Source organism: Streptomyces sp. NPDC001020 (assembly GCF_053599115.1).
Window position 1 is genome coordinate 150,109 of the sequence record NZ_JBSFLQ010000009.1, and the last position, 24,032, is coordinate 174,140.

At 66.0% G+C, this 24,032-nt stretch carries 22 protein-coding genes; 17 read left to right on the forward strand and 5 right to left on the reverse strand.

Translation table 11 applies throughout. The features are described from left to right. Nucleotides 1-15: 15 nt before the first annotated feature. Entirely contained in the window at nucleotides 16-735 is a 720-nt protein-coding gene (locus ACWDEX_RS11305; protein ID WP_450463000.1) for a hypothetical protein, read from the reverse strand. A 554-nt stretch (nucleotides 736-1,289) separates the two neighbouring features. Here ACWDEX_RS11305 and ACWDEX_RS11310 point away from each other — a divergent pair. The 16 genes from ACWDEX_RS11310 (at nucleotide 1,290) to ACWDEX_RS11385 (ending at nucleotide 15,147) form a co-directional block, all read left to right on the forward strand. Then, entirely contained in the window at nucleotides 1,290-1,886 is a 597-nt protein-coding gene (locus ACWDEX_RS11310; RefSeq protein WP_450463001.1) for a hypothetical protein, read from the forward strand. A gap of 420 nt (nucleotides 1,887-2,306) precedes the next feature. Further along, nucleotides 2,307-2,963 (forward strand): hypothetical protein, encoded by a 657-nt coding sequence (locus ACWDEX_RS11315; RefSeq protein ID WP_450463002.1) that lies wholly within the window; start codon nucleotides 2,307-2,309, stop codon nucleotides 2,961-2,963. After that, the gene (locus tag ACWDEX_RS11320; RefSeq protein WP_450463003.1) at nucleotides 2,951-3,988 is read left to right on the forward strand and encodes a hypothetical protein; all 1,038 of its coding nucleotides are present in this window, start codon (nucleotides 2,951-2,953) and stop codon (nucleotides 3,986-3,988) included. The genes ACWDEX_RS11315 and ACWDEX_RS11320 overlap by 13 nt, the downstream gene beginning before the upstream one ends. Before the next feature lie 706 nt (nucleotides 3,989-4,694). Next, nucleotides 4,695-5,171 (forward strand): hypothetical protein, encoded by a 477-nt coding sequence (locus ACWDEX_RS11325; protein WP_450463004.1) that lies wholly within the window; start codon nucleotides 4,695-4,697, stop codon nucleotides 5,169-5,171. A 1,015-nt stretch (nucleotides 5,172-6,186) separates the two neighbouring features. Beyond that, nucleotides 6,187-6,678, forward strand: coding sequence for a hypothetical protein (locus ACWDEX_RS11330; RefSeq protein ID WP_450463005.1), 492 nt, complete (start codon nucleotides 6,187-6,189; stop codon nucleotides 6,676-6,678). A 66-nt stretch (nucleotides 6,679-6,744) separates the two neighbouring features. Then, nucleotides 6,745-7,575, forward strand: coding sequence for a hypothetical protein (locus tag ACWDEX_RS11335; RefSeq protein ID WP_450463006.1), 831 nt, complete (start codon nucleotides 6,745-6,747; stop codon nucleotides 7,573-7,575). A gap of 392 nt (nucleotides 7,576-7,967) precedes the next feature. Further along, nucleotides 7,968-9,284, forward strand: a complete 1,317-nt coding sequence (locus ACWDEX_RS11340; protein WP_450463007.1) for a PE-PGRS family protein — start codon at nucleotides 7,968-7,970, stop codon at nucleotides 9,282-9,284. A 34-nt stretch (nucleotides 9,285-9,318) separates the two neighbouring features. After that, nucleotides 9,319-9,903, forward strand: coding sequence for a hypothetical protein (locus ACWDEX_RS11345; RefSeq protein WP_450463008.1), 585 nt, complete (start codon nucleotides 9,319-9,321; stop codon nucleotides 9,901-9,903). Nucleotides 9,904-9,982: 79 nt separating this feature from the next. After that, nucleotides 9,983-10,243: a WXG100 family type VII secretion target gene (locus tag ACWDEX_RS11350; RefSeq protein ID WP_450463009.1), complete on the forward strand. Its 261-nt coding sequence runs from the start codon at nucleotides 9,983-9,985 to the stop codon at nucleotides 10,241-10,243. An 87-nt stretch (nucleotides 10,244-10,330) separates the two neighbouring features. Next, complete coding sequence (locus ACWDEX_RS11355; protein WP_450463010.1) at nucleotides 10,331-10,525, forward strand: hypothetical protein; 195 nt, start codon at nucleotides 10,331-10,333, stop codon at nucleotides 10,523-10,525. Between the two features lie 281 nt (nucleotides 10,526-10,806). Next, a complete protein-coding gene (locus ACWDEX_RS11360) occupies nucleotides 10,807-11,514 on the forward strand; it encodes a hypothetical protein (protein ID WP_450463011.1) in 708 nt (235 codons plus the stop codon). Between the two features lie 234 nt (nucleotides 11,515-11,748). After that, entirely contained in the window at nucleotides 11,749-12,105 is a 357-nt protein-coding gene (locus ACWDEX_RS11365; protein WP_450463012.1) for a hypothetical protein, read from the forward strand. Further along, nucleotides 12,105-13,595, forward strand: a complete 1,491-nt coding sequence (locus tag ACWDEX_RS11370; RefSeq protein ID WP_450463013.1) for a C2 family cysteine protease — start codon at nucleotides 12,105-12,107, stop codon at nucleotides 13,593-13,595. Before ACWDEX_RS11365 ends, ACWDEX_RS11370 begins: the two co-directional genes overlap by 1 nt. Before the next feature lie 10 nt (nucleotides 13,596-13,605). Then, entirely contained in the window at nucleotides 13,606-13,914 is a 309-nt protein-coding gene (locus tag ACWDEX_RS11375) for a hypothetical protein (protein WP_450463014.1), read from the forward strand. Continuing rightward, on the forward strand, nucleotides 13,895-14,668 hold the full coding sequence (locus ACWDEX_RS11380) for a hypothetical protein (protein ID WP_450463015.1): 774 nt from the start codon (nucleotides 13,895-13,897) through the stop codon (nucleotides 14,666-14,668). Before ACWDEX_RS11375 ends, ACWDEX_RS11380 begins: the two co-directional genes overlap by 20 nt. Nucleotides 14,669-14,886: 218 nt before the next feature. Next, nucleotides 14,887-15,147, forward strand: a complete 261-nt coding sequence (locus ACWDEX_RS11385; RefSeq protein ID WP_450463016.1) for a WXG100 family type VII secretion target — start codon at nucleotides 14,887-14,889, stop codon at nucleotides 15,145-15,147. A 141-nt stretch (nucleotides 15,148-15,288) separates the two neighbouring features. On the opposite strand, the gene ACWDEX_RS11390 is transcribed toward ACWDEX_RS11385, so the two are convergent. The 4 genes from ACWDEX_RS11390 to ACWDEX_RS11405 form a co-directional block, all read right to left on the reverse strand. Further along, nucleotides 15,289-15,873, reverse strand: coding sequence for a hypothetical protein (locus tag ACWDEX_RS11390; protein ID WP_450463017.1), 585 nt, complete (start codon nucleotides 15,871-15,873; stop codon nucleotides 15,289-15,291). An 84-nt stretch (nucleotides 15,874-15,957) separates the two neighbouring features. Further along, nucleotides 15,958-20,433: an FtsK/SpoIIIE domain-containing protein gene (locus ACWDEX_RS11395; protein ID WP_450463018.1), complete on the reverse strand. Its 4,476-nt coding sequence runs from the start codon at nucleotides 20,431-20,433 to the stop codon at nucleotides 15,958-15,960. A gap of 176 nt (nucleotides 20,434-20,609) precedes the next feature. After that, on the reverse strand, nucleotides 20,610-22,505 hold the full coding sequence (locus ACWDEX_RS11400; protein WP_450463019.1) for a protein kinase domain-containing protein: 1,896 nt from the start codon (nucleotides 22,503-22,505) through the stop codon (nucleotides 20,610-20,612). 71 nt (nucleotides 22,506-22,576) lie between these two features. Continuing rightward, a complete protein-coding gene (locus tag ACWDEX_RS11405; protein ID WP_450463020.1) occupies nucleotides 22,577-23,425 on the reverse strand; it encodes a menaquinone biosynthetic enzyme MqnA/MqnD family protein in 849 nt (282 codons plus the stop codon). A 353-nt stretch (nucleotides 23,426-23,778) separates the two neighbouring features. On the opposite strand from ACWDEX_RS11405, the gene ACWDEX_RS11410 reads away from it, so the two are divergent. Then, nucleotides 23,779-23,982: a cold-shock protein gene (locus tag ACWDEX_RS11410; RefSeq protein WP_043442843.1), complete on the forward strand. Its 204-nt coding sequence runs from the start codon at nucleotides 23,779-23,781 to the stop codon at nucleotides 23,980-23,982. Nucleotides 23,983-24,032: the final 50 nt, after the last annotated feature.

The window sequence follows — 24,032 nt, forward strand, 5'->3', positions numbered from 1 at the left end:
GAGTTCTGCTCGCCTTTAGTTGCCGGAAACCAGCACGACGGCGACGTCGCCCGCGGCGGCGGCCTTGGCCAGGGCCGGGGCGTCGTTCTTGTCGACGGTCACCGTGATCTGCTTGTTTCCGCTGCTGAGGGCGTCACCGTTGTTCTCCGACGCCTTGGTGACACGCGCGTTGGCGACGATCGGCGTACCGCTGACACTGCCGGCGGAGGCATCGTTCCGGCTCGAGGACGAGGAGGAACCGCTGCTGCCGACGAGGTAAGCGGCAACGATGTCCCCCTCCTTGATGCTGGCCGGGTACTGCCCCTCCTTGAGGGAGAGACCGACGACGGCCTTGCCCTCGGGGAGGCTGCTCTTGCCGGCGAACATCTCACCGACGACGACAGTACCGGCGTAGATGGTGGACCTGGCCTTGAGCGACTTGAGGGCCCCGAGCTGGGACCACTTGACGTAGTGGATGCCCTCGTCGGCCGCGACCATCACGGAGGTCACCTTGCTGTTGTCGACGGACTCCCCGGGCTGGATGTCGCTGGTCACCTTCACGACTTCGATGCGGTCGCCGGCCTGCAGCACCAGCATGGTGGCGCCGAGCGCACCGACCAGGATGAGCAGCACCGCGAGTGCGGCCAGTGCGGGTTTGCGCTCGCGAGGCGGCGCGGGAAGCCGGTCACCGGCCGTCTGCTGAGCCGGAGCGGCGGAGCGACCGGCGCCCGCCCCCGTACGCTCTTGGATCTTCACGCAAGTGCTCCCCGTACGCCCACGACAGTGTTCCGCCAGATTCTGCAAGTCAGGACACCTCACCCCCGACCGTGCAGCTGGAACGCGCCGGACGCACCACCAGACTTGGGTGATTATCCGCCGCTTGGGTGAGTGTCAAGCCATCGCACCGTATCAGCCGCACATACGCCCCTCAAGGGACCTCTGACCCCCTGTTACGGCACCGGGAACACTGTTACTGCTCTGCAACGGGCGCCCGCTTCATACCAGTTCACCACGTAGTGAATACCGGCCCATGCCCACGTGGCCCCACCTCAGTTGCCGACCCCGGGACGTTGCCCACCACGAGCCAGACCAACCCGAACCCCCACTCCACACGGGGGGACCACGAGGCCTGCACAAGTTACTCACAGGCGGCGAATGCGGGCCCACGGTACGGGAAAGTCCCCGTCCGGTCCTCCCCTACGCGTGCCGGGCCCGCCGACCAGCACACTGAGCTTCGACTCGACGGCATCGCCACCCGATCTGCGACCGAGTCGCGCCCCGCACTGTGAACATCGAAGGAGGATTCGATCGTGAACGAACGGCGTCTGATGAGTGGCTTGATGACGGCCGCGGCAGAAGGAAAGGAGGAATATGCGGCCCGACCCGACTTCCCCGGGATGAAGAAATTCGCAGCCTTCGCTTACGTTGCGGATAAGTTTGGCTATCAATATGTGGGGCACGTGCCGGGTAGCGCCGCCATGAACAATCCATATTTCCTCTTCCGCCGCACGCCCGAGGCTCAAGAGCGCGCCGCCGCCGGGATGCCTGGCTGCCCTGACGCAGCTCGGGATGACATGCTTCCCGGGATGGTGCCGGGTCGCGGTCTTACTCCAGACCCCTCGGCGCAACCCGAAGTGGACCTACTGTATTCACGAATGATCGTGGACGCTTGCGGCAGGTACAATCCGCGAGTCCTGACCAACATCCTGATCCTCGCAGCCGTCATGGCCGTCTTCCTCGCCTTTCCCGGCTATACGGTAGGGCGAGTACTCATAGCGGCAGCAATCTGGGGTGCGTTTTTTGCCCTTTACCTTGTAGGCCTGGGCGTAACTCACCACAGACGGAAAAGGCATCTTGCCCACCTGGCCGCAGCAGGGGTGGAGTGGCCTTCGCCGACACACGGGTGAACGGCCGGTTATCACCACTGGCCACATCCTGCTCATGTGTGGACAACCCGTCCGGGAGAGACGGCTGTCGAGGCGGCCCGTCCGGGTCGGCAGCGTCGGTCCAGGCCACCTGCCAGGTGATCTAGACCTTGACCGGGTAGGTACCTCTGCCGGACGACCGGCGGTACGTGACGTTGCAGCCAGAAACGACCGGCCCGTCAACTGCCGGGTCGGAGATCATCAGATCGGCACCCGCGGCCTGCAGCGTCCCGACGGGAGATACTCCCATGCAGACACGATCAAAACATGGCGCATCACCACTTTAATGGACGTGAACCCACAATCACCCTTATCGCAGCCGTAGTTCAACCTGGTGGAACCTGGTCCACACCGATAGCGTCAGTGCTCTTGACTGACCACTTATCTCACGGGGAGTCCACTGTGAAGCGCCACACCATGCCCGTTGCTGTCGCGCTCGCCGCAACCACGACCTTGCTGCTGTCCGCGTGCGGTAGCAGTGACGGCAGCTCCAAGGACGCCGACAAAATCTCGGGCGTTGACGCGGGCGGCAACAAATCGTCGCCGCCACCGAGCGCCAGTGCTTCCGGTCCTACCGACAGGCCGGAGATCAAGTTCCCGGATGGCGTGGAAAACCGATTCGAGAACTGGAAGACCGGCGATCCGACCAAGGACGCGGTACTTTCTGACGTGACCCAGACGGTGAACGCGGTTGACGACGCGATCCTCAAGGGAGACACGAACTCGGCAACAGTCGCGTACTACCGGCAAGGCAAAGCACTTGTGAGCGCTCAGAAATGGATCCAGGCCTGGCTGGACGCAGGCCTCTCATGGACGGGTACCACGCGCTACTTCGCTCCGAACATCAAGTTCGCCGACAAGGAAACTGCCGCGGTCGTCTACTGCGCGGACGAGAGTAAGGCCTACAACAAAGACCGCAAGACCGGAAAGGTGGACAAGTCGCCTTCCGGCGAGAGTCCGTTTGTCACGTACAGCACGCAGTTGAAGAAGAACAGCAACGGTGTCTGGCAGACGACTGACGTAATGTCGAAGAGGGGGGACAAGACATGCGCTCACTGATGCGTGGCACGGTCACCGTGAGTACCCTCATTCTTGCTCTCGGCATGTTAGGCGGAACCGCGCAGGCCAAGGGGCCCGGAAAGTCAGAGGGTGAGATCGACACCAGCGGAAATAGGTCCGGGAGAACTCTCACATCCAGGATCACGTACACGGGCAGCGCTGGCGCAAACGGCGGCACCGGTGGTGCAGGACACGTCACGCCGGTGGGCAACTGGACCCCGCCTGCTTGCTGGTACGAGCCGCGCTCCGCGGAAGATTTTGCGAAGTACGTCGAGGACATGTACGAGGAGACAATCAATTATCCCGACCAGCATAGTTATGCGAAGACCTCCGTCGGGATGTTCCGGAACGACTACAAGGACGGGACGTACAAGAACTACAACCTGGAAAAAAAGGATGAGGGCAAGTGGTGGGTCGCTGTCCGCGACGAGGACCGTTGGGCGGAGCCTGAAGCCCAGCTCTGCAGCAAAGCCCCCTTTTGGGTGAAGAACACCGACACACCGCCGGTCAAGAATGCGGTGACGCCTCAGATCCTCGCGGAACTCGCCTACAACCGAATCGAGCTCCCAGCCACCGAGGCCACTCTCGCACCGGCCGGCACCACCAAGGTCAACCTCCCCACATGGGCCTGGCTCGACAAGGCCAAGTTCAAGGAGGTGTCCGTGACCGCCGCGCTCAATGTGGACGGGCTCAACATCCAGGCCACCACCACCGCCAAGCCGGTCTCCCTCACGTTGAAGCCAGGGACAGCAGACGCCGAAACCTTCCCCTCATCGGGTGAATGCGTGCTCAATGGCGACTCGATCGGCGAACCGTATGCCAAGGGCAAGGCCGACAGAACTCCGCCCTGTGGAGTCAAATTCCTTCGCTCCTCCGGCGAGGGAGCCTTCAGGCTCCAGGCAACCGTGACATGGGAGATCACCTGGACGGGCACCGGCAACCCCACCCCGACAGAGCTACCCAAGGGCACCTTTGGGAACACGCAGGACGTCAAGGTCCAGGAAATCCAGTCCGTCAACCGCTGACTGCAGCGTCAACCCAACTTCTGAAAGGCTCCGGGTTCGCGCGGCAGGTATGGTCCGCGAGTCATGACTAATATCCACCTCCTGCCGCCGCCTTACCCTGACCAGGGAGTCTTTCCCCAGACTGCCAAACGGCCTGCCGGGAAATCGGCGGGCCGTCGCAGATTCTGTGAGTCAGTTCAGCGGAATGTCAAAGTCCTTTGCGGAGACGGAAGTACCGTCGGACGTCTTTGCCGCAAGGCACTTGGACCGAAGCACAAGCTTCTTCGTGGTCCGTGATCCTCACCTGGGCACCGGGGTGCGGCCCCTCCTAGCGGGCGATCAGCCGCATGTCCTTGGGCTGGCCGCTCAGGACGTCACCGGTCAGTTGGCAACCCAGGCGCCGTCACGTTTTGGGGCCAGCACTCCGGAAGCAGCATGCAGACCCGAACGGATTCCCTTTCATGCAGCGCCTGTCGAGACGCCATCGCGCCCCAACATGAGTACGCCTACTCATGCAGTTCCAATGACCGCCTGAAACCCTCGTCACCGTGTTTGAACGCACACCGTGATCCGGCGCTCGTCACAGCCACCGCGATCGACCCCGGTGCCCCCGCCGGTCCGGTGTCGGCCAGGGCACATGTGCCTTCACCAAGTGCGTCGGCTGAAGCAATACGCATTTGAACCGTCCAGCATCTGACCCTAAATCGCCTATTACGAGGAGGCGACATTGATCCGCCACCGCCTGCCAGCTCTCACCGTGACCGCTGTGGTTGCAGCCCTGCCGATGGCCGCCTGCACCAACCATAATTCAGATCCTGCGAATAGTTCGCCGCAAGCCCAGACCATCCAGAGAATCAAGGCCACCACATCGAAAGAATTGCACGCGGCAATCAAGGCAGCGACTGCCAAGGCGGTCTACTCCAACGACGAATTCGGCAAAGAAAACAGCGCATCCGGATGCTCGAGCGAGCAGTCCTCCATACGCATCGCCGGATGGGACCCGGACGAAATGCAGTCCAACGAGGAACTTATCGCGAAGAGCACCGCATATCTCGAGAAGCGGGGGTGGAAGGTCTCCCCCTTAGCCACAGATAGCGATGACCAGGCGGCTCGGATAACCAAAACCGACGTCGCGGAGGGTTTACTAACCGCCGCCGACCAGGGCCTCACCTTTAAGGGCAAAACGGTCTGCACTACATCCTGACGCTCCGATACTCGCGCATCTCGACCGAGGCCGTCGCAATCACCGCTTTCGATGCATCGGACGCCAGGGCGCCCATGTGTCCGGTTTCGCGATGGTGTTGATCGGTCCGGGGCTCGCGGGCATGCCGCGGGCGCTGTTGAGGGCGCCGCCTTGAGCGACAAGGAGGCTGGCGTCAACCGAGTCAAGGAGTGCTCCAGGCACCCGAAGCGCATTTGTGACACCTTTGCCGAGCGGGCGAACCCGGCTGAGAGCTATGACGCTAGTGAGGCGTGTGAGCCTGCGGTGAAACCGGGTTGCTGGGCTGCCCGTTGTGCCGGCAAGCACCCAACGGCAGCGCCACGGCCCGGCCCATCCTCCACTGCCGCCTACGGCCCGGGGTCCACCCCACAGCCAGCAGCAGCGACGACTCGGGGGTTGCAACACCCCAAACATCCGAGGCTCCCGTGACTTTCCATGGACCACTCAGCGCACAACAACGCACCCGTAAAATCCCACAACGTCCTGAATTACCGTTGCTTAGACGCCACTTCATCTGGCGGAACCAGGTAGCTCACCGATACCGTCTGTACGCTTGGCTGAACTTTTGCCTCACGGGGGGTCCACTGTGAAGCACTGCACTGTGCCAATTACTGCCGCACTAGCCGCGGCCACGCTGCTGGAACCTGTGGTGGTGGAGACGGCAACCGCAAGCCCAGCGACAAGAAGGCAGAGAGCAGCCGGGGCGCCAAGGGCGCATCGAAGTCACCGAGCGCGAGACCACCAGGCAACTTCGAACGCCGCGACGACGCTCTACCCAAAGACGTCAAGGACGGCTCCGAAGGCTGGACGACTGGCGACGCAGTCAAGGACATCGCTCTCGGTGACGCGGCCCGTACCCAGACAGCCACCAGCTACCACGCCCGGCGACCTGCCCGACGGCAGCGGCGGAACCCACCAGGACGTCACCATCCAGGAGATCCAATCCAAGGATCACTGAGACCATTCCCGTTCGGCACCGGAGATCAAAAGAGAGAAAATGCTCTACGCAGAGAAGTCACCGAAGACCTGGTCCGCGATCTGCATTTCCGTATACCTGGTCGGCATGGGGTACATGGGGATCGACACGATTCCTGACGAGTTCGGCCTCTGGCTCGGCATGTGCGCGCTGTTCCTTCTTTTGCTGCTGCCCTGCCTGGTCGTCCCCTTCTCGAAGTTCATCTACAACCGCATCCAGATCGACACACAAACCCTGCGCGTCGGCCGCGAGCGCATCGCTCTCGCAGAAATCGAGCCTGCTTCCGTGCAGGCGGCGGCCTCTCAGACAGGTTCTCCGGCCGGCGCTCCCACCAGCTTCGGCCAAAGCAACGCCCGACTCGTGGGCGGCGGCTGGGCTGTCCCCATGGGCATGGCCAGTGTCGTGATCCGTACTCGGCAGGGCGAGCACCTTCGCATCGCCACCCGTGACCGCACAGCCTTCCTCGCCGCGTTGACTCAGGCGGCGACCAACAGCAGTTGGTCGTCGAACTGATCCAGACGCCTTCCGGAAACAAGCGCCCCCGCGCCAGCACCCAACTCTGCAAGAGAGACAGGACGCATGCCCTCATTCGACAGTGCACGAGGCCGGTTCAAGCTGGCTGACCGCCACATCGCCGTCTTCGCCCACCTACTGGACAAGGAAACACCGCCCGCCGAGCTGTACCACTCACTCGGTGAACTCCAGCAGATCGGCCTCGTCGGCCCCGAGGGTGAACTTTCCCCTCTGCTCCGCGAATTCCTGACCACCTTGGCGCGTCCCATGGTCGTGATCCAGGCCGAGGTAACCGGTCAGCAGGGTGTCCTTACCCATGGTCTCGTTGTGGGTCAGGATGCCGTCTTCTCTCACGATGCATGGCCTGGAGAAGAAGAGGCCGAGTACGTTCCGATCGAACCGCAGACCCTGGTCTGGGAAATGTCCCGCAAGGTCAAGCTGCAGCGCGTCGAGCTCGATGACTCAGAGCTCACGGCCGTCTCCGAGATCAGGGCGACGATGGGCGCGCTCGACGAGGTGTTCGCCGCGCTGGGGAGCGCGCCCGACGATATTTCCGCTGCCAAGACGGCTGCTCTCAGCGCGCTCGCCAAAGCGAGCGACCTCGCCGAACCCGAACTCTCCGCGCTCGTCGAGCTCGCGCTGTCTCTCGACTCTGCCTGGCGCATCACCGCTGCCTGGGAAGGCAAGAAGGGCGCCCAAGAGGTGCGGAGTATCGCAGTGTGGGACTGCGGTCGCCACGGCTACTGGCTGCGCACAGAGCCGCAGGAGCCGATCCAGGAAGGTCAAGTCGGTCCAGACAGCCCGCTGTTGGTCGTCCGTTCCAGCGCCGGCGAGGTCTGGGACAAACTCGCCGATCTTCTGCCGGACAAGGAGGATCTGGTTCGGGAGAGGGTCTAGTCGCCGCCCACTGTCGGCCATCGCGTTCCTCGGCCGTCAAGAAGCGAGGAGAGGGGGCGGGCTCCTGGCGGACTCCTGGAAAGCCCAGAGCCGACCAGACGGGTGTCTCGCCCCCGCAGCCTCGTTGGCCAGGCCCGCTGTTCCGTAAGGCGCCCACATCGCAACCATCGCGAGCCGGGCCACTCGGAAGTCGACATCACACGTGGCGACTTAAGGAGCTGACTCGGCAAGGACGAAACGGCCCCGAAACGCCACATAGGACGTCCGATAGGCACCACAGGCCTTCGGGGCCCAAAGCAAGCTCAACACATTTGAACGTTCTGAGGCGATAACCCAACCATTCAGACGTTCCGGTCGGACGCACAATTTGCGCGAAGTCACAGGGGACCAGAATGCGAAATGTCAATCCAGATGACCTGGACCAGCTCGCGAAGCTCTTGGACGGAAAAGGGGGCTTGACGGACAAGCTGAACGAGGCCTTCATACGCGCCTCCGCCCTTGGTGTATCCGACAAGCTGACCGCCATCAAGCCAATGCAGGCTTGGGCCAGAGACAACCCATCCGACATGCGTAAGCGTGCGGCCATCATACGGGAGGATGAGCTCTTCAAGCGAGGCGACCGGGAGACGTACAGCGACTGGCTGGCGCGCATCGAGTCGCACTATCTGGCAAAGATCCCCGGGCTCAAGGAGGTCGGCGAGAAAGACATCGAAACCTTCCTCAATAATGTAAGTGACGTTACGGGCGTGCTCAAAATTGGCGGCGTGACCCTGCTCTCGGGCACCGCCATGGGAAAGGTCCTCCTTCAGAATTCCTGGTACAACGGCGCACTTCGTACCGCTGTCGACTCCTCGTGGTGGGCCCGCGGCGGCGCCTTCCGCGCCCGGCTCGGGGGCGTTCTGAGCCGGATCCCGGCCGGTCAGTTGCGCTCCCTGAGCGCGCCAGGTAGTTGGCTCCCTGGTCAATTGGGGAACATGTTCTCCGGGAGCAGGCTCTACCAGAACGCCAGCCAGATCCCATTCATGGCGTCACGCCGGGCCGCCTGGCTGGGACAAGGCTGGGACGCGTTTCGTACGCTGCCGCTGGTGCGTTCCCCTCTGGTGACCAAGGGCATCAACTTCATGGTCGGATCCGACGCGCTGGCCATGCGGTACGGCGGAGCTACCCACTCAGGTGCACTTGTTTCCCGCGCCGGACAGGCGAGCCTGTACAAGGTCTTCCGCTCGGCCTCGTATTTCCAGAAGATCAACAATGCCCGCCCTGCCGTTATCGCCGCAGGCAAAACAGCCTCACCTCTCCTCAAAGGGCTGGGCACGGCGTCGAAGGCCGGCGGGTTCCTCCGCGTCGCCGGTGTCGGCGCCAGCGCCGTCGCGACCGGTGTCAGCATCGCCAACGTCGCCGCACAGGGGAACCCGGTCGAGGCCTTCAAGAAGAAGGGCGCCGGGTATGTGGCGGACGTGGCGGAGGTCGGATTCAACGCATCCCTCACCGCCGCGATGGTCGCGCCGAACCCGGTCACCATCGGCCTGGCCGTCGGCACCGGCCTGGTCTACGGCGGAGCCAAAGTCGTCGAGCATTGGGACGACATCAAGGCAGGTACAGGGAAGGCGGTCGACTGGGTCGGCGACAAGGCGTCGAAGGTTGGAAAGGGTATTGCGAACGGCGCGAAGAGCGTTGCAAAGAAAGCCAACCCGATGAACTGGTTCTGATGAACGACGAGAAACTAGCTGCGGTAAGAGAGCAATGACAGAATTTCAGTTTGAGTTGAGGCCGTTCTTTCACAAGGTGGAGCACGGCCGAAAAGGCACTGTAGGGCCGTTCGGTGATGTGACCGTTGAAGCTGAACGAAAGAAGCCGTCTGTCAAGGCAGGTAGTAGGCAGCTCGAAGTGCGTCTTTACGGCGATCAAATGCCGGAGGTCGTGTACCGAACAGTCGGCCCAGGCCGGCCGACGCTGAAGAACGCCCGCCTCACCATCGACGGCAACCCCGCCCAACTCGACTTCAACACCAAGGCCCTCCGCAGCGCAGCGCGCGCGCTGAAGCTGACCTACCAGGGGCGCTCTTACGAGTACTCGGTTGCCGGCTTCGAAAAAGGCGCCACCCTCAGACGCTCCGACGTCCTGATCACGCTCACCCGCGGGAAGAATTCTGCCGGCAAAGGGATGAGCAGCTTCGGCACCGCAATCGGAGACGTGGATGCTGTCGATCTTGCCCTGGCCATTGTCTTCGAAGAGGTCGACACTATGGAGCTTACCCCTTCAGGAGCGGTCTCCGGGGCCCTGAACAGGCTACTCAACCCGCGTTCGAACGAACCTTCTGCAGATTAGCTGGAACAGACCAAGGCCAGTTCTGCGATCGCTGGAAAATTCATGAATTGCCGGACGAGCACTCTCTGAAGGAGCACCCATGGCTAACCCGGATGTAGCGGAGTTGACTGAACGCGCTACCAAGCTCCGCAGCCTGGCGGATCACATCGCAGGCATGACAAATACCCCGCACACGTTCGTCACAGTCACCATGAAGAAATGGGCCGGACCTCACTCGGACCGCATCCGTGGCGAGTTGAAGACATGGCGCACAAAGTGCGACACCGTCGCCGAAGCTCTTCGTAAGGAGGCCCACGCTTGCGACCAGTCCGCAAAGGATCTCAAGAACCCCAAACCCTGACCCTCGGGCTCACGCGGACGAACAAAGGCGGTGGAGCCCCTGAACCGGTTGCGACCATCCCATGCTCAGGAACCAGTCGGTGTCGCCATGAGGCGCCCATGGACGGGCAGCCGTTGCGCCGGGCGTCTGGTCACGGAGGACGGCGGCCTCACCTCAAGTGACGTCATAGAGATCGGCAGCGACGCACTGTGCGTGGCCGCGATGGAGTACCGCGCCCATGTAGTTCTGGAGCGTGCGGGCGACGACGAGAAGAGGGAACCCCGTGCTCAGGCCGGCGAGTAGGTATGGCATCGCGGACGTCGCCGCGGCGCTGTTGCTGTCGGGATACGGCGCGTCCGGCGACGGCCTCACCGGCCCGTGACAAGGGGCCCGTCTGCGCGGGCAAGCAAGGGCACGCGATCGGCAGCCTTCAACGGATCCCGCCCAAGCGGCACTCCTGGCCTATCGACCGGCCTCAATCGGAGATCGTCGGCCAGAACGAGTGGGCCAGCGGCGACACGAAGGAAGTCACTGGGTGGGCAGTCGGTCTTGTTGTAGTGCAGAAGCGATAGAGGGAGTCGTCGATGGTCTTCGGTAAACGTAAGGCGCAGGAGCAGGAGCCTCCTGTACCCGCCGCCGACTGGAGGGGCGTTCGCCGCTTCACCATCGGAAGGACCGAGCGATCAGTCATCCACGGAAAGAAGTCTCAGCTCGGGCGGCTCGCGGTGCGGGTTCCCAAACAGGCGAAGGACGTTCGGACCTATGCGCCCTGCGCCTATTTCCGGACCGACTCACCCACGAACCCAGTGCATGAGCCCACGCTCTACGAGGACGTAACGGCCCAGCGTGTTCTCTGCTCCGTGGACGGTCCCATCGACGTCGGCAAGGAGGTGCACCGTACCGTTCGGGACGGTGCAGGGCAGGTGATCGGCACGATCCGTCGCATTCCTTCCTCGAACAAGTTGGTTCACCATACCTGGCGCATAGACCAGCCGGGACATCCCGAGATCGCCGGCCGCAACAAATGGTCCCTCGCAAACAATGGTGCAAAGAGGCTGGCGCTACGCGGACTTGAGTCGACTCTCAATGTGATCCTGGAGGCAGCGGCGGACGGTGACACCCCGGCCTCGGAGGGCCGCACGCTGGAATGGAGAACTGAAGACGAGTTGGTGATGGTCTCCAAGGGCATTCCAGAGATCGACACCAGCATTGATGTTTCGATCACTGTGGGGTGGCTGGATCGCCGCCTTGCTTTCGCCTTTGCCATGATCCCAGATTTTCCTATGACGTAGCTCGGTCGGGGTTTATGGACCAGCACTGACCTTGGACTTGCATGAGGGTCCGCCAACTCAGGCCTCTACGAGCCCGGCAGTACCAAACGCGAGTGTGACGACGATGTGACGTTCGAGGATGTTCCTCCCCCGCCAGCGGTGGCCCCACTCGTCCTCCCCTATGCTTCGGCGGCGACGTTCGGGATCAACTCGCTTGCATGAGTGGGGCATTGAGCGGCTGGGAGGGGACAGTACATGGGGGCCACGGAGGACAAGGACGCCGCCGACTTGAAGGCGCGGGCGGAACGACTACGTGGGTGTGCGCGGGACGCACGATCGCTTGCCCGCAGGCTCGGTCCGTATCTCGACGACGCGGTCAAGAAGGCCACACCGCGCGCCGCCCTCTTCCGTACCGGCGAGGACGACGGCGCGATCTGGCAGGGCCCGTTCGCCGACGAGTGCACCGCAAAGCTCCAGCAGCGCCGGGGCACGCTGAACAACATGGGCGGCGCGCTACTGGCCGACGCCACCCGTTGGGAGAACGAGGCCGACGAACTCGACAGGCAGGCCAAGGAGAAGGACAAGGCCAAGGCTGGAACGGGCGGCCACTGATGACATTCAGAGGGTTCGACGCCGCCAAGCTCACCCAACTCGCCCGCGACCTGGACTCGCTCGGCCAGAACTCCGGGAAGCTGCACACACAGCTCGCCGGCGTCCTGACCACCGCCCAGCAGAATCTGCCGCCGGGCCAGCCCGCCTCTCGTGACCCGAACCTTCAGGACATCGTCGGTGACCTGATCCCCATGCCCTTCTTCGGACGCTCGCGCCTGCCCGGCTTGCTCGGCGGAGAACTCGACGACATGCAGACGTCGATGAAGCGCCGCATCAAGCAGTTGGAGGCGGTACAGGAGCTGGAGAAGAAGGGCTATCCGGTCAGCGACAGCAGCGTCTTCCTGGACGAGAAGGCGCCCGATGCCAAGAAGATCGACGAAGCCCTGCGCCATCTGCAGGATCTGCAGGGCAAGGACTTCGGCGCCAACGGCAACCGCGACGACCTCGAGAAGGTCTCCGGCGAACTGGACGGACTGAGTGCGGCCGAACTGGACGCACTCGTCACGAAGGCGTCCCCCAAGGACCTCGCGTTCTACAACAAGCTGGTCACCGACACCAGCGACTCACCCTGGAGCCCGTTCGACGAAAACGGGCTGCCGGAGGACAAGCGCCGGGCCACACTCAGCCTGATGCTCTCCAAGATCAGCCCCGAGAATGTGCCGAAGTTCCAGGCGGCCTTCCCCGGTATGCAGCCGACGTTCACCAACACCGGCGCGTACGAGGACGGCGGCAACAACCAGAACGGCCAGTCCAACAGCGGTATTCACTGGGCGACACCGAGCGATCCGCTGTTCAAGGACGGCGTCTCGGCCGACGACGTCAACCAGCACCAGTTCGGTGACTGCTGGTACGTCGCCTCGCTGGCGGGCTTGGCTCAGAAGGACCCGAAGTTCGTCGAGGAAGGCATCAAGCAGAATCCGAACGGCACGGTCAGTGTCCGTGTCTGGGACAAGCAGGGCAATTACCAATGGGTCACCATGACCGCCGACCTGCCCACCGACCAGAACGGCAACCCGATCAGCACGTACGGCAACGGCGAGAGCTGGCCGGCGTACTACGAGAAGGCCTTCGCGATGGTCTACTCGGACGACGGCGACGGCGAGCGCGGCTACGGAGGGATAGAGGGGGACGACCCGAAAAAGTCCGCTCCCTACCTGACGGGGCACAAGGGCGAAGACATGACCACAGGCGGCTTCCTGGGCATCGGCGAGCACGACGACAAGAACCTGGACTCGTTGAAGAAGGCGTTCGACTCGGGAAAGGTGGTCACCGTCTCCACCCCGGACGACGAGAGCCTGGAGAAGGACCTCCCCTCGTCGGACTGGAAGAAGTCCTACTGCACCAACCACGCCTACTACGTCCGTGGCTTCACGGACGACGGCAAGGTCATCCTCGGTAACCCGTGGGGGTCCGACTACCCGCCGCTCACCGTGTCACAGGAACAGTTCAACAAGTACTTCCAGGGCCCAGAGGCGTTCGATGTCCCTTGACCAGCCACATGTGAAATACCCATTCGAGATCGCCGGCCGCTGGCCGCTGCGCTACCACCGTCCGTACACCGTCGAGCACGACGGGCAAGACCACCGGATCGTCGCGAGCATCTTCGCGCAGCCCGCGGTCCACGGCCAGATCAAGGTCAACTGCGAAGGGCGCCTGGTCGCGGAGTACGACGACCTCGTCCCGGGCGACGTCATCGAGATCACCGGCGATGCATGGCGCGTGGCCGCGGTCGAGTACCGCACCCGTATTGTCCTGGAGCGTGCGGGCGACGACGAGAAGGAGGTACCCGGTGCTCAGGCCGGCGAGTAGGTACGCCATCACGGGCGTCACCGCGGCACTGTTGCTGTCGGGATGCGGCGCGTCCGGCGACGGCGGCGGCGCCACCCCGGCGGCGGCACCGGCCCGCGACAAGGGGCCCCTCTGCGTGGGCAAGGCCCCGGCGGACGGGCTGCACGTCCTACGCGGCGGCGGGTTCAGGCTGCCGGGCGACGGTGGCGTGCAGTACGCCGCCGCACACGCCGACGGCACAACACGCACCGCCGTCCTTCGCGACGGGGCAGAGTACAAGTCGGGCCAGACCCAGCAGACCGTCCGGCCCGGACAGCCGATCACCGTCTCCGGGCACTCGTACACCGTTCGGCAGATCTGCTCCTACCGGGTCGTCCTGGAGCCGAAGGATGCGAAGGACAAGGCTGCACTCGCCGCAGCCCCCAAGTCCATGAAGTCGGCCGGCGGCAAGGCCGACAACGGCCTCTGCTTCACCACCAACACCGAGGTCCTGGCCGCCGCGTCGGCGGGCTTCCCGGCCAAGGGCGGCACCCTGTCGGTGCTCCGCAACGGCGGTGTGTGGAGCTTCCCGACCGGACTGTCCATCACCGTCCACTACATCAGCACCAAGACCGGGACGGCCCTTTTCCGCGGCAACTGCGCGGCCGTGATGGTGGCCGACTACGAGGACGTCCGGGTCGGCGACACGGTCGAGTTCGCGGGGGTGCTGTTCAAGGTGTCGGAGCTCACGGACAAGGCGGTACGGATGAGACGGACGAGCGAGTCCGACAAGTAGGCACGGGATCACGGGCGTTGACGCAGCGCTGCTTGTCCCAGCCGTCTCAGCACTGCTGCCCCCATATGCCCTCATCAGCGTCTCGTCCGGATCAACACCCCTTGGAAACAAGCGGTTTAGTCGTCGAGGGCGCTGGACGGGAACTACGTATGGTGCGGTAGCGTCCACTGTTGCAAACGGATAGTCCGCTTGCTTCTGACTACACGGGGAGGATCGCTATGGATCGCGGTGCAGATCTCTCACGGCTCCGGGACTTGTCCAAGACCTACTCGCGCAAGGCCCACGACCTGCAGATCCTGATCAAGGACCTGCAGACGGCCACGGCCGACAGCACGAGCTTCTGGAAGGGTCCCAAGGCCGACCGTTTCCGTGACGACTGGCAGCAGGTGAAGCCGACCTTCGAGAAGTGGGTCGACACGCTGAACGACGCCAGCAAGTCGGCGAACACCAGCGCCGACAACATCGAGCGCGCCACCTGATCTCAGGCGTACCGCGCGGGTGTCACAGCCTACCGGGGCACCGGATCCCAGACCGTCGAGGTCGGGATGCGGTGCCCCGTTGGCGTGAAAAGGGGGGCGCGGAGGGTCCCCCGGGCCTTGTCGTCTCTGATGCCCTGACGTTCAGGCTGCTTCGAGCCGGCTCCTCGCCTTCAGCAAGGCGCGTCTCCTGATGGTGAGGAAGGCCGCGCCGGCCAGCATGACGAGGGACAGCGCCAGGCTGACGAGCATCGGAAACGTCATGACTGGTGGGTTCTTCACCCACTCCGTCGTCAGCACTCGGGCGGGATCTCGAGGGTCGTAGGTCACGGATACAGCGGTACCGGGAACCAGGCCTTCAGGCCGTCGGCCTCCCCAGTCATCAAGCGAGGTCTCGATCTCGCCCTTGGGCCCATTGAATCGAACCTTCACGTTGCCGGCGTTGCCGTACTTATCTCTAGGCGAGGACGTGACCTCAGCCCAGACGGACACCCCGCGGGAGCGCAAGTCATTCACGAGTGTCTGGGAGGGGAGCCGGAAGAAGAGAGTCCCGCACGCCGTCACCACGCCCAGAGCGAAGAGCGCCAGGATCAGCCTCCGCTGCGGCACAGGCTGCCGCACATCGGTGAGCCGCCTACGGGTCTCGGCCAGGCGAGCTTTCTGTACGGCGGCTTTCGGGGGAAGCGTCCAGTCGTCCCTCCACCGCTTCTTCGTCTTCTTCTTTCCCATGGGTCCACTCTCGGCGCGCCCCGCCCGAACGGGCGGGGCGTCCACCCTCTTCTCCCTCTGTTCGTCGTATCCGTCGCTAGGCGATCAGCCGTTCATGACGGCCTGGATCGGCATGAACGCACCACCCGAAATGAACAGCCCACTGCCCGCCGGACCGCCCCCGCTGTTGGCCGGCAGGCGGATCCCGAACAGCTCGCCCTCCGACGGGCTCTGCGGGGTGAGGAGCAGGCCGTTGCGGGACTTGCGGGCCTCCACGGCGAAGCCTCGGTACTGGCCCGAGAGGCTGTCCGTCATGCCGGCGGCGATCAGACCGATGCCACCGTCGGCGCCCTTGCGGACCAGGGCTTCCAGGGCCTCGTCGAGGCGGGTGTCGTAGAGGAGTTCCGCGTCGTCGACGACCACGGCGTAGGAGCCTTCTCCGACTGCTCCCACCAGTTCCTCCAGGTCGTCCTCCCTGCTGTCCGCGTTGAGCACTCCAAGGACGTTGTCGCTGCCCTCCAGGTCGCGCAGCGGCGAGCGGCGTGGGGTGACGAGGACGACGGGGGTTCCGGACGCCAGCAGGGACTGCGTGGCGGCCATCAGCAAGGTCGAGCGGCCGGACTTCGGCGGGCCCGCGATGACGAAGCCCGGCCCGCTCTCTTCCAAGTCGACGCCGACAGGCTGCAGTTCGTCGCCACCCACGCCCAACAACGCCCACAGCGGCGACGGCGGTGCGAAGTCGGGGTCGAGGGCGAGCGCCTCGGTGGCCGTGATGCGGGACGGCAGGGCGTCCACGCGCATGGGACGGTGCCTCGCGGGCAGTCGGCCGTGACGTTCCGCGGCCTGCTCGGCGATGGCGCGCAGCGCACGCACCTGGGCCTGACCGGAAGGGTCCTCGTCGAGCAGGGCGATCTGCGTCTCGTCGACGCCGACGTCGGTGAGCCGCAGGGCGCGACCCGGCGCCATGCTCTTGGGCACCTCACGTGACTGGAGGCCGGCCGTGGAGTAGTCGTTCGTGTCGGCGAAGCGCATCACCAGGCGGTCCGCGAAGGCGGAGGCGACGTTACCGCTCAGGCCACTGCGATCAGCCGTCATGACCACCTTCAGGCCCACCGCGGATCCTTCACGGAAGAGACGCTGCATGGACTCGATCAGCTGACCGTAGTTGAAGCTCTCGAAGGTGGAGACGAAGCCCTCCCAGCTGTCGAGGAGCAGCACCATCCAGGGCAGCCGGTCCTCGGGGGCTGCGGCCGCGCGCTGTTCGGCGGCGCTGGACGCGCCTTCCATGGCGAGCAGTTGCTGGCGCCGGGCGACTTCCGCGAGCAGGCGGTCGATCAGGCGGCGTACCCGGTCGGGCTCGTCGCGGCTGACCACCGCCCCGACGTGCGGGAGGCGCATCAGTGGCAGCAGGGCGTTGGAGCCGCAGTCGATGCCGTAGACGTGCACGTCGTACGGGGATGTCGTGCGCGCCAGGGAACCCGCGAGGGTGCGCAACGCTGTCGAGCGGCCACAGCGCGCGCCGCCCAGCAACATGGTGTGCTCACCGTGCACCAGGTCCAGGACCAAGGGCTTGCGGCTCTGCTCGGCGGGCAGGTCGATCAGGCCGAACGGGATGGGGCGTACGTCCTGCGCCTCCTCCGCCGTGGTGTCGAACTCGGCCAGTTCGTCCAGCGTCACCCGCTGTCCGAGCGGCGCCAGCCACGGGCTGCGCTGCTCGCCGAAGCCCATCCGGTCGGAGCCGTCGCGGATGGCGTCCACGAGCACGGCGAGATCGGTGACCATCGTGCCGTCGTCCTCGGACTCCTGCCGTTTGGGCAGCGGGCGAGCGTAGGAGTCCCAGGAAAGGGGAACGAGTTCGGCCTTGGGGCCGCTCTGGCCGGTGGCGGGCCTGCGGCCACCGATGCGGGCGGACTGGACGCCGGTCAGGGACTGGGCCCCGGAGCGCACGTAGGCGCGACCGGGAGTGGACTTGGCGATCGCGCCGGAGTCGGGGGCGTCGATGACGTCCATCGACTCCGCGGCGTCCGTCACTCGCAGCGCGATGCGCAGGTTGGTGTTGGCGCGGATGTCCGCGCTGACCACGCCCGCGGGCCGCTGGGTCGCCAGGATCAGGTGAACGCCGAGGGAGCGGCCACGGCGGGCGATGTCGACGAGGCCCACGATGAAGTCGGGGAGTTCGGCGACGAGCGAGGCGAACTCGTCGATGACCAGGACGAGTCGGGGCATCGGCTCCAGCTCGGGGCGGAGCTTGCGGGTGTCGTTGTAGTCCTCGATGTCCTTGGCCGCGGCGTCGAAGAGGATCTTCTCGCGGTGGTGCAGTTCGGCCGCGAGTGAGGCGAGGGCGCGCTCGGTCAGGTGGGCGTCGAGGTCGCTGACCATGCCCACCGTGTGGGGCAGGCGGGCGCAGTCCATGAACGCGCTGCCGCCCTTGTAGTCGATGAGGACGTAGTTGAGCGCGTCCGGGCGGTTGGCGACGGCGAGCGAGGTGATGATCGTCTGCAACAGCTCGGACTTACCGGCACCCGTGGTACCCGCGACCAGCGCGTGCGGGCCATCGCGCCGGATGTCCAGGACGAACGGGCCGTCCGCGGCGATGCCGATGGGCGCGGCCGTCGTCGAGCCGCCCGCCTTCCAGATCCGCTCCACGTCGACGCCGGTCGGGTCCGGCATGCCCAACAGGTTCAGCAGTCGCGCGGAGGTCGGCAGCGCGCTGTCGGCGTCGTCCCGGCTGACGTCCCGCACGGGCGCGAGCGAGCGGGCGAGCAGTTCGCACCACTCCGCGTTGACCTGGTCGGCCAGGATGTCGCCGACGGACTCCAGGCCGTAGCCGCGCACCCGGACGTGGTGTGCGGTGTCCGGGGACCAGCTGACCACCGCCTTGCACTCCTCCGGCAGCAGTCGCTCGTCCTCGTCGATGCAAAGGGCCAGGATGCCGTACTGCGGTCCCTCGGTGAGGAGTTGGGGGACGCCTGGTACCCGGCGCAGCAGCCGGGCCCCGTCGAGGATCAGCAGGACGTTGGGGTCCGGGTACAGCTGGCCCGTCATCTTGCTCTGCTCGCGAGCCACCTTGCGTCGGGCGAGTTCGTTCAACAGCTCGTTCACCCGGCGGGTGATCCCCTCGGAGTCACAGCCGACCAGCGCGACACAGTCCTGCCCCTGGTCCGGGTTGGTGTGCGGAAGCCAGCGCACCCAGTGCCACTCGCCTCCGGCGGCCGGCGTGGCGGCGAGCGATACGAGCGAGAGGTCCCGCGGGCTGTGCAGGACGGCGGCCTGCACGCCGAGCCAGCGGGCGGTGGCGAGCGCCCGGACCCGGTCACCCGCGACGCCGACAACGCCGAGCTCGGCGAAGGGAAGGGTGACCGGCACGTCCGGCAGGACCGGGGGTTCGGGGCGGTCCTCGTCGTACGAGGTGCCGCCGCGTCCGTTGACCAGCTCGACATCGGAGGGGAGCCCGCCGACACCGATCCGTAGCTGCATGGCGTCCGGGTCGGTGAGCCGGCGCTCCCACAGGCGGCGGCGCGGCCCGGTGGCGAAGAGCAGGATCTCGGCCGGATCGGGGCTGTCCTCGCGGCGGGCGCGCTGCTCCTCCTTGCCGAGGGCGGCCAGTTCGGCCTGGTGAGCCGCCAGGTCCTTCTTGTACTGCTTGAGGGAGGTCTTGTGCTTCTTCTTGCCCTCGCGGTTCTCGCTCAGCCACTGGCCCAGCATCATCATCGGGCTCATCAGGCAGAAGAGCAGCATGTAGATCTGCTTGGTGACGAAGTACATGCCCAGGCCGAAGGCCAGCGGCATGAACGCCATGATGAACTGGAAGCGGGCCCGCTCTCCCTTCGTGGGCCGCACCGGTACCGCGAGCCGCCGCCGGGGCCGCAGTGGGGAGAGTCTGGGTGGGCGGTTGTAGGCGAGGCCGCCCTCGCTCATCGGGGACAGGTGCGCGTCCGGGCGGGCCACCTGGTCGAGGGCGAGAAGCGAGTCGCCGACGCGTACGACACCGCCGAGCGGCCATGCGGTCTTGTCCGTCACCGCCGCGTCGTCGAGCTGTACTTCGGCGCCGCCCTCCGGGCTGAGGGTGGTGTTGCCCTGAATGTCGATGGTCAGCCGGAGCGCCACCGGCGGCAGCGAGGTGTCCGGCAGGGCCAGCGAGCAGGTGCCGGCCGATCCGACGGTGGCCGCTCCGGCGTCCAGCCGGATCACTCGGCCGGCCGCGGGACCGCCGACGACCTTCAGCTCGTACTGGCCGACTGGTTCACCGCGGCGCAGCAGCGGGCCTATCGAGTCGTCCACGGTGACGCGCATGCCGTCCTGAAGGACGTTGGTCGCCGGTGCCGCCGGGTCGCAGTGCACTCCGTCCGCCCACAGTGAGGGTGCTCTCGTCGGCGCCGTGCCGTAGCCGGGCAGTGCGGCCAGGGCCGTGCCGGGCATCGGTACGACGTTTCCCGGCGCGCCGCCGGGTGGGGCGGCGGGGTGTCCGAGCGTGGCGGCCAGCGCCTCCGCGACATCACTGGCGGCGGCCGCGTCGTCCGTCGTGATCACGACGTCGTGCGGCTCACCCCCTTCGCCCACGACCGTGACCAGCGTCCGCATGGTGGTCATCCTCCCCGTTGGCCTCAGTGGCCACCCTCGTTGCCTCAGCCAATGGAGACTAGTGGTAGTCCCGGGTTCCGCGCTCAACCGCCCGGTCATCACACGGCAGGCACCCGCGTACGCCGCTCCAGAAGGACGGTGCCCCGGCGCGGGCACCAAGTCCCCGTACCACTCCCCTACTTGACCTTCGTCAGCCGAGCCACCGGATTCCCCGCCTCCGGGTTGTCCATCTCGAATTCGAGGTCGGCGCCCACGGGAGTCAGCCGTACGGCGTGCCTGCCCTTCGTGCACACGGCTCGGTTGGTCGCCTTGGCCACGCTCGTCGCGACGAGCTGTGTCTTGGTGGCCTTCTTCAGGGTGAGTACGTTCTCGCAGATGCCGCCGATCTGGTCGGTCTGCCGCATCGTGCCGAACTTCTCGCCCACGGCGGCCTGGTGGACGGTGACCCGGAACGTGCCCATCGGCAGCGTGCCGTTGAGACCCGTCGCGTCGCCTTCCCAGGTACCGAGGTAGGACCCGGGAATACCGCGGGCCTCGCTCTGGCCGGCCCCGTCCTCGGCCGAACTGCTGCTGGGCTGGGGGGAGTAGGCGCGGTCGGCGTGAGCCCCCTGGTCCGAGGAGCCGCGGTCGAACAGCCCGAGTACGAACGCCGATCCGACGGAGACCGCGGCCAGCGCCCCCGCGACCGCCAGCGCGACCGTGCAGCTCACCCGGCGGCCACGCCCGCCCGCTCCCGGCGCGGAGGTCGCGGCAACGCTCACGGAGAACTTCCCGGGCTCCCCGTCGGCGGGAGATACGGCGTCCGACGGCCACGCCTGCTGCCCGGGGGCGGAAGGCACCCCGGTTGTGTCCATACTGGGCGGCGGACCGAAAACTCCGGCCGGTGGTGGCCCGAACCTACCCGGAGCCGGAGCTGAAGCCGGAGCCGGAGCTGAAGCCGGAGCCGGAGTCGAATCCGGCGCAGGGCCGTCCTCGGTCGGCGGCGTGTCACCGGCAGGCGCCCCGGACGGCTCGCCCGCCGGCAATATGTCAGCCGGTGTCGCGGAACCATGCGCCTGCCAAGAGCCGTCCGCGGAGGATTGCGGCCCGGACGGCTCCTCCGTCGACACCCTGCTGAACCCCACCGGTCCCGACGGTGTCGCCTCCGTCGCCTCCAGGTTCAGCAGGTGTACGGCGCTTCGGCTGACCTGCTCCACCAGCGGTCCCGGCAGCCAGCCGCCCGCGACCAGACGGGCCGCGCCCTGCGGGGCGAGGCGGCGGGCCACCTGCTCCGGGGCGGGCCGCGCTGCCGGGTCCTTGGCCAGACACTCGGCCACCAGCTCCCGCAACCCGTCCTCCAGCGGGCCGAGTTCGGGTTCCTCGTGAACGACCTTGTACAGCAGTGCCGCGGACGAGTCGCCGGGGAAGGGGGGCTTTCCGGTCGCCGCGTACGCCAGCACCGCACCGAGTGAGAAGACATCGCCCGCTCCCGCGCCCGCATGCGCTCGCGCGGGGGCGTCCTCGGCGTCCTTGCCGAGGATCTGCTCGGGGGCCATGTAGCCGGGCGAGCCGACGGAGACGCCCGTGGCGGTCAGCGACACCGTGCCGTCGGTGGCCCGTGCGATGCCGAAGTCGATGAGGAGCGGGCCGTCCAGGGTCAGCAGGACGTTCGACGGCTTCACGTCCCGGTGGACCAGGCCCAGTCCGTGCACCACCGCGAGCGCCTCCGCGAGGCCCGCGCCCAAGGCCCGTACCGAATGCGCGGGCAGCGGGCCGCCGCCCGCGACGGCGGCGGCCAGTGAGGGACCGGCCGCGTACCCGGTCGCCACCCACGGCACCGGGGCCTCGGGGTCCGCGTCCAGGACGGGCGCGGTCCACGCGCCGCCGACCCGCCGCGCGGCCTCCACCTCGCGGCGGAAACGGGCACGGAACTCCTCGTCCAGCGCGAAGTGCGGATGCACGACCTTGACCGCGACCGTGCGCCCACCGGCACTGCGCCCCAGATAGACCCGGCCCATCCCGCCGGAGCCGAGCCGGCCGAGCAGCCGGTAGGGCCCCACGACGGTGGGTTCACCGGTCTCGAGCGGCTGCATGGCTTTCCCCCCGTTCCCCCGGTACGCCTCGCGTCCCCAGCAGGGTAGTGCCCGCCACCGCTGGAACTCCCCTACGGCTCCAGGAGCTTGACCTTCACGTCCGCCGGGAACCCGGTCGTCGGGCCGACCCGTCGGGCGAACTCCGCGACCGCCTCCAACTGGGGCCCGCCGAAGCGGAAGTCGAGCGTCGTGAAGTACCGCTCCAGGAGCCGCTCGTCGAAGGCCTCCCAGCGGGCCGCCTGCTCCGCGACCTTGCCGACCTCCTCCAGGGACAGGTCACGGGAGGCCAGGAAGGCCTCGTGCACCTTGCGGGTGACGACCGGCTCGCGCTCCAGGTAGTCGCGCCGGGCCGCCCACACCGCGAAGACGAACGGCAGGCCCGTCCACTCCTTCCACAGCGCGCCGAGGTCGTGCACGTCGAGGCCGTAGCGGGGTCCGTCGATCAGGTTGGCGCGCAGGGCGGCGTCACCGATCAGTACCGCCGCCTCGGCCTCCTGCATCATCACGCTGAGGTCGGGCGGGCAGGTGTAGTAGTCCGGCTTCACCCCGTACCGCTCGGAGAGCAGTAGCTGGGCGAGGCGTACGGACGTCCGTGAGGTGGAGCCCAGGGCGACCCGGGCGCCGTCGAGGCGGTCCAGCGGCACCTGGGAGACGATCACACAGGACATCACCGGGCCGTCGCAGCCGACGGCGATGTCCGGGAGAGCGACCAGCTCGTCGGCGTGCCTGAGGAACTCGACCAGGGTGACCGGTGCGATGTCCAGGTCGCCCTGCACCAGCTTCTCGCTGAGCTTCTCGGGGGTGTCCTTGGTGAGCTCGAAGTCCAGGAGCGTCCCGGTTCTCGCGAGCCCCCAGTACAGAGGCAGGCAGTTCAGGAACTGAATGTGGCCTACACGTGGCCGGGTGCGAGAATTGTCCACATCGCGAGACTAGACCCCATGCGGTACGGTGCTGGCCCCAGGGCCCCAGGCGGCTTGAGTAACCCCCGCGACCCCTGGTGTCAACCTCTACGACTACGATGGGACACCGGGACGTCAACCCGGCTCGCCGAACGTTCAGACATTCGAGCGACGTGATCTTGAGCTCTATTGCTTTCGGCTGCCCTCGTGCTAGGCTCGCCGCAAGTTGCAGTTTGGTTTCCTTGCAGTACAGAGCCTGCGGAGCATGTAACCGCGGGCTCTCGTCGTTTTCAGACATATGCAGTTGTGCGGCGTTCAGTTTTCACACTTGCAGGTTCTGGAGCAGGGCAACCCTTTGGGCCCAAGGAGGGCTTATGGCTACCGGAACCGTGAAGTGGTTCAACGCCGAAAAGGGCTTTGGTTTCATCGCCCAGGAAGGCGGCGGCCCCGACGTCTTCGTCCACTACTCCGCGATCAACGCGAACGGCTTCCGCTCGCTCGAGGAGAACCAGCAGGTGAGCTTCGACGTGACGCAGGGTCCGAAGGGCCCGCAGGCGGAGAACGTCACGGCCATCTGAGGTCTCGATCTCGGAGTTTCGGTCTTCGGTTCCAGGCCTTCGGCTCACAG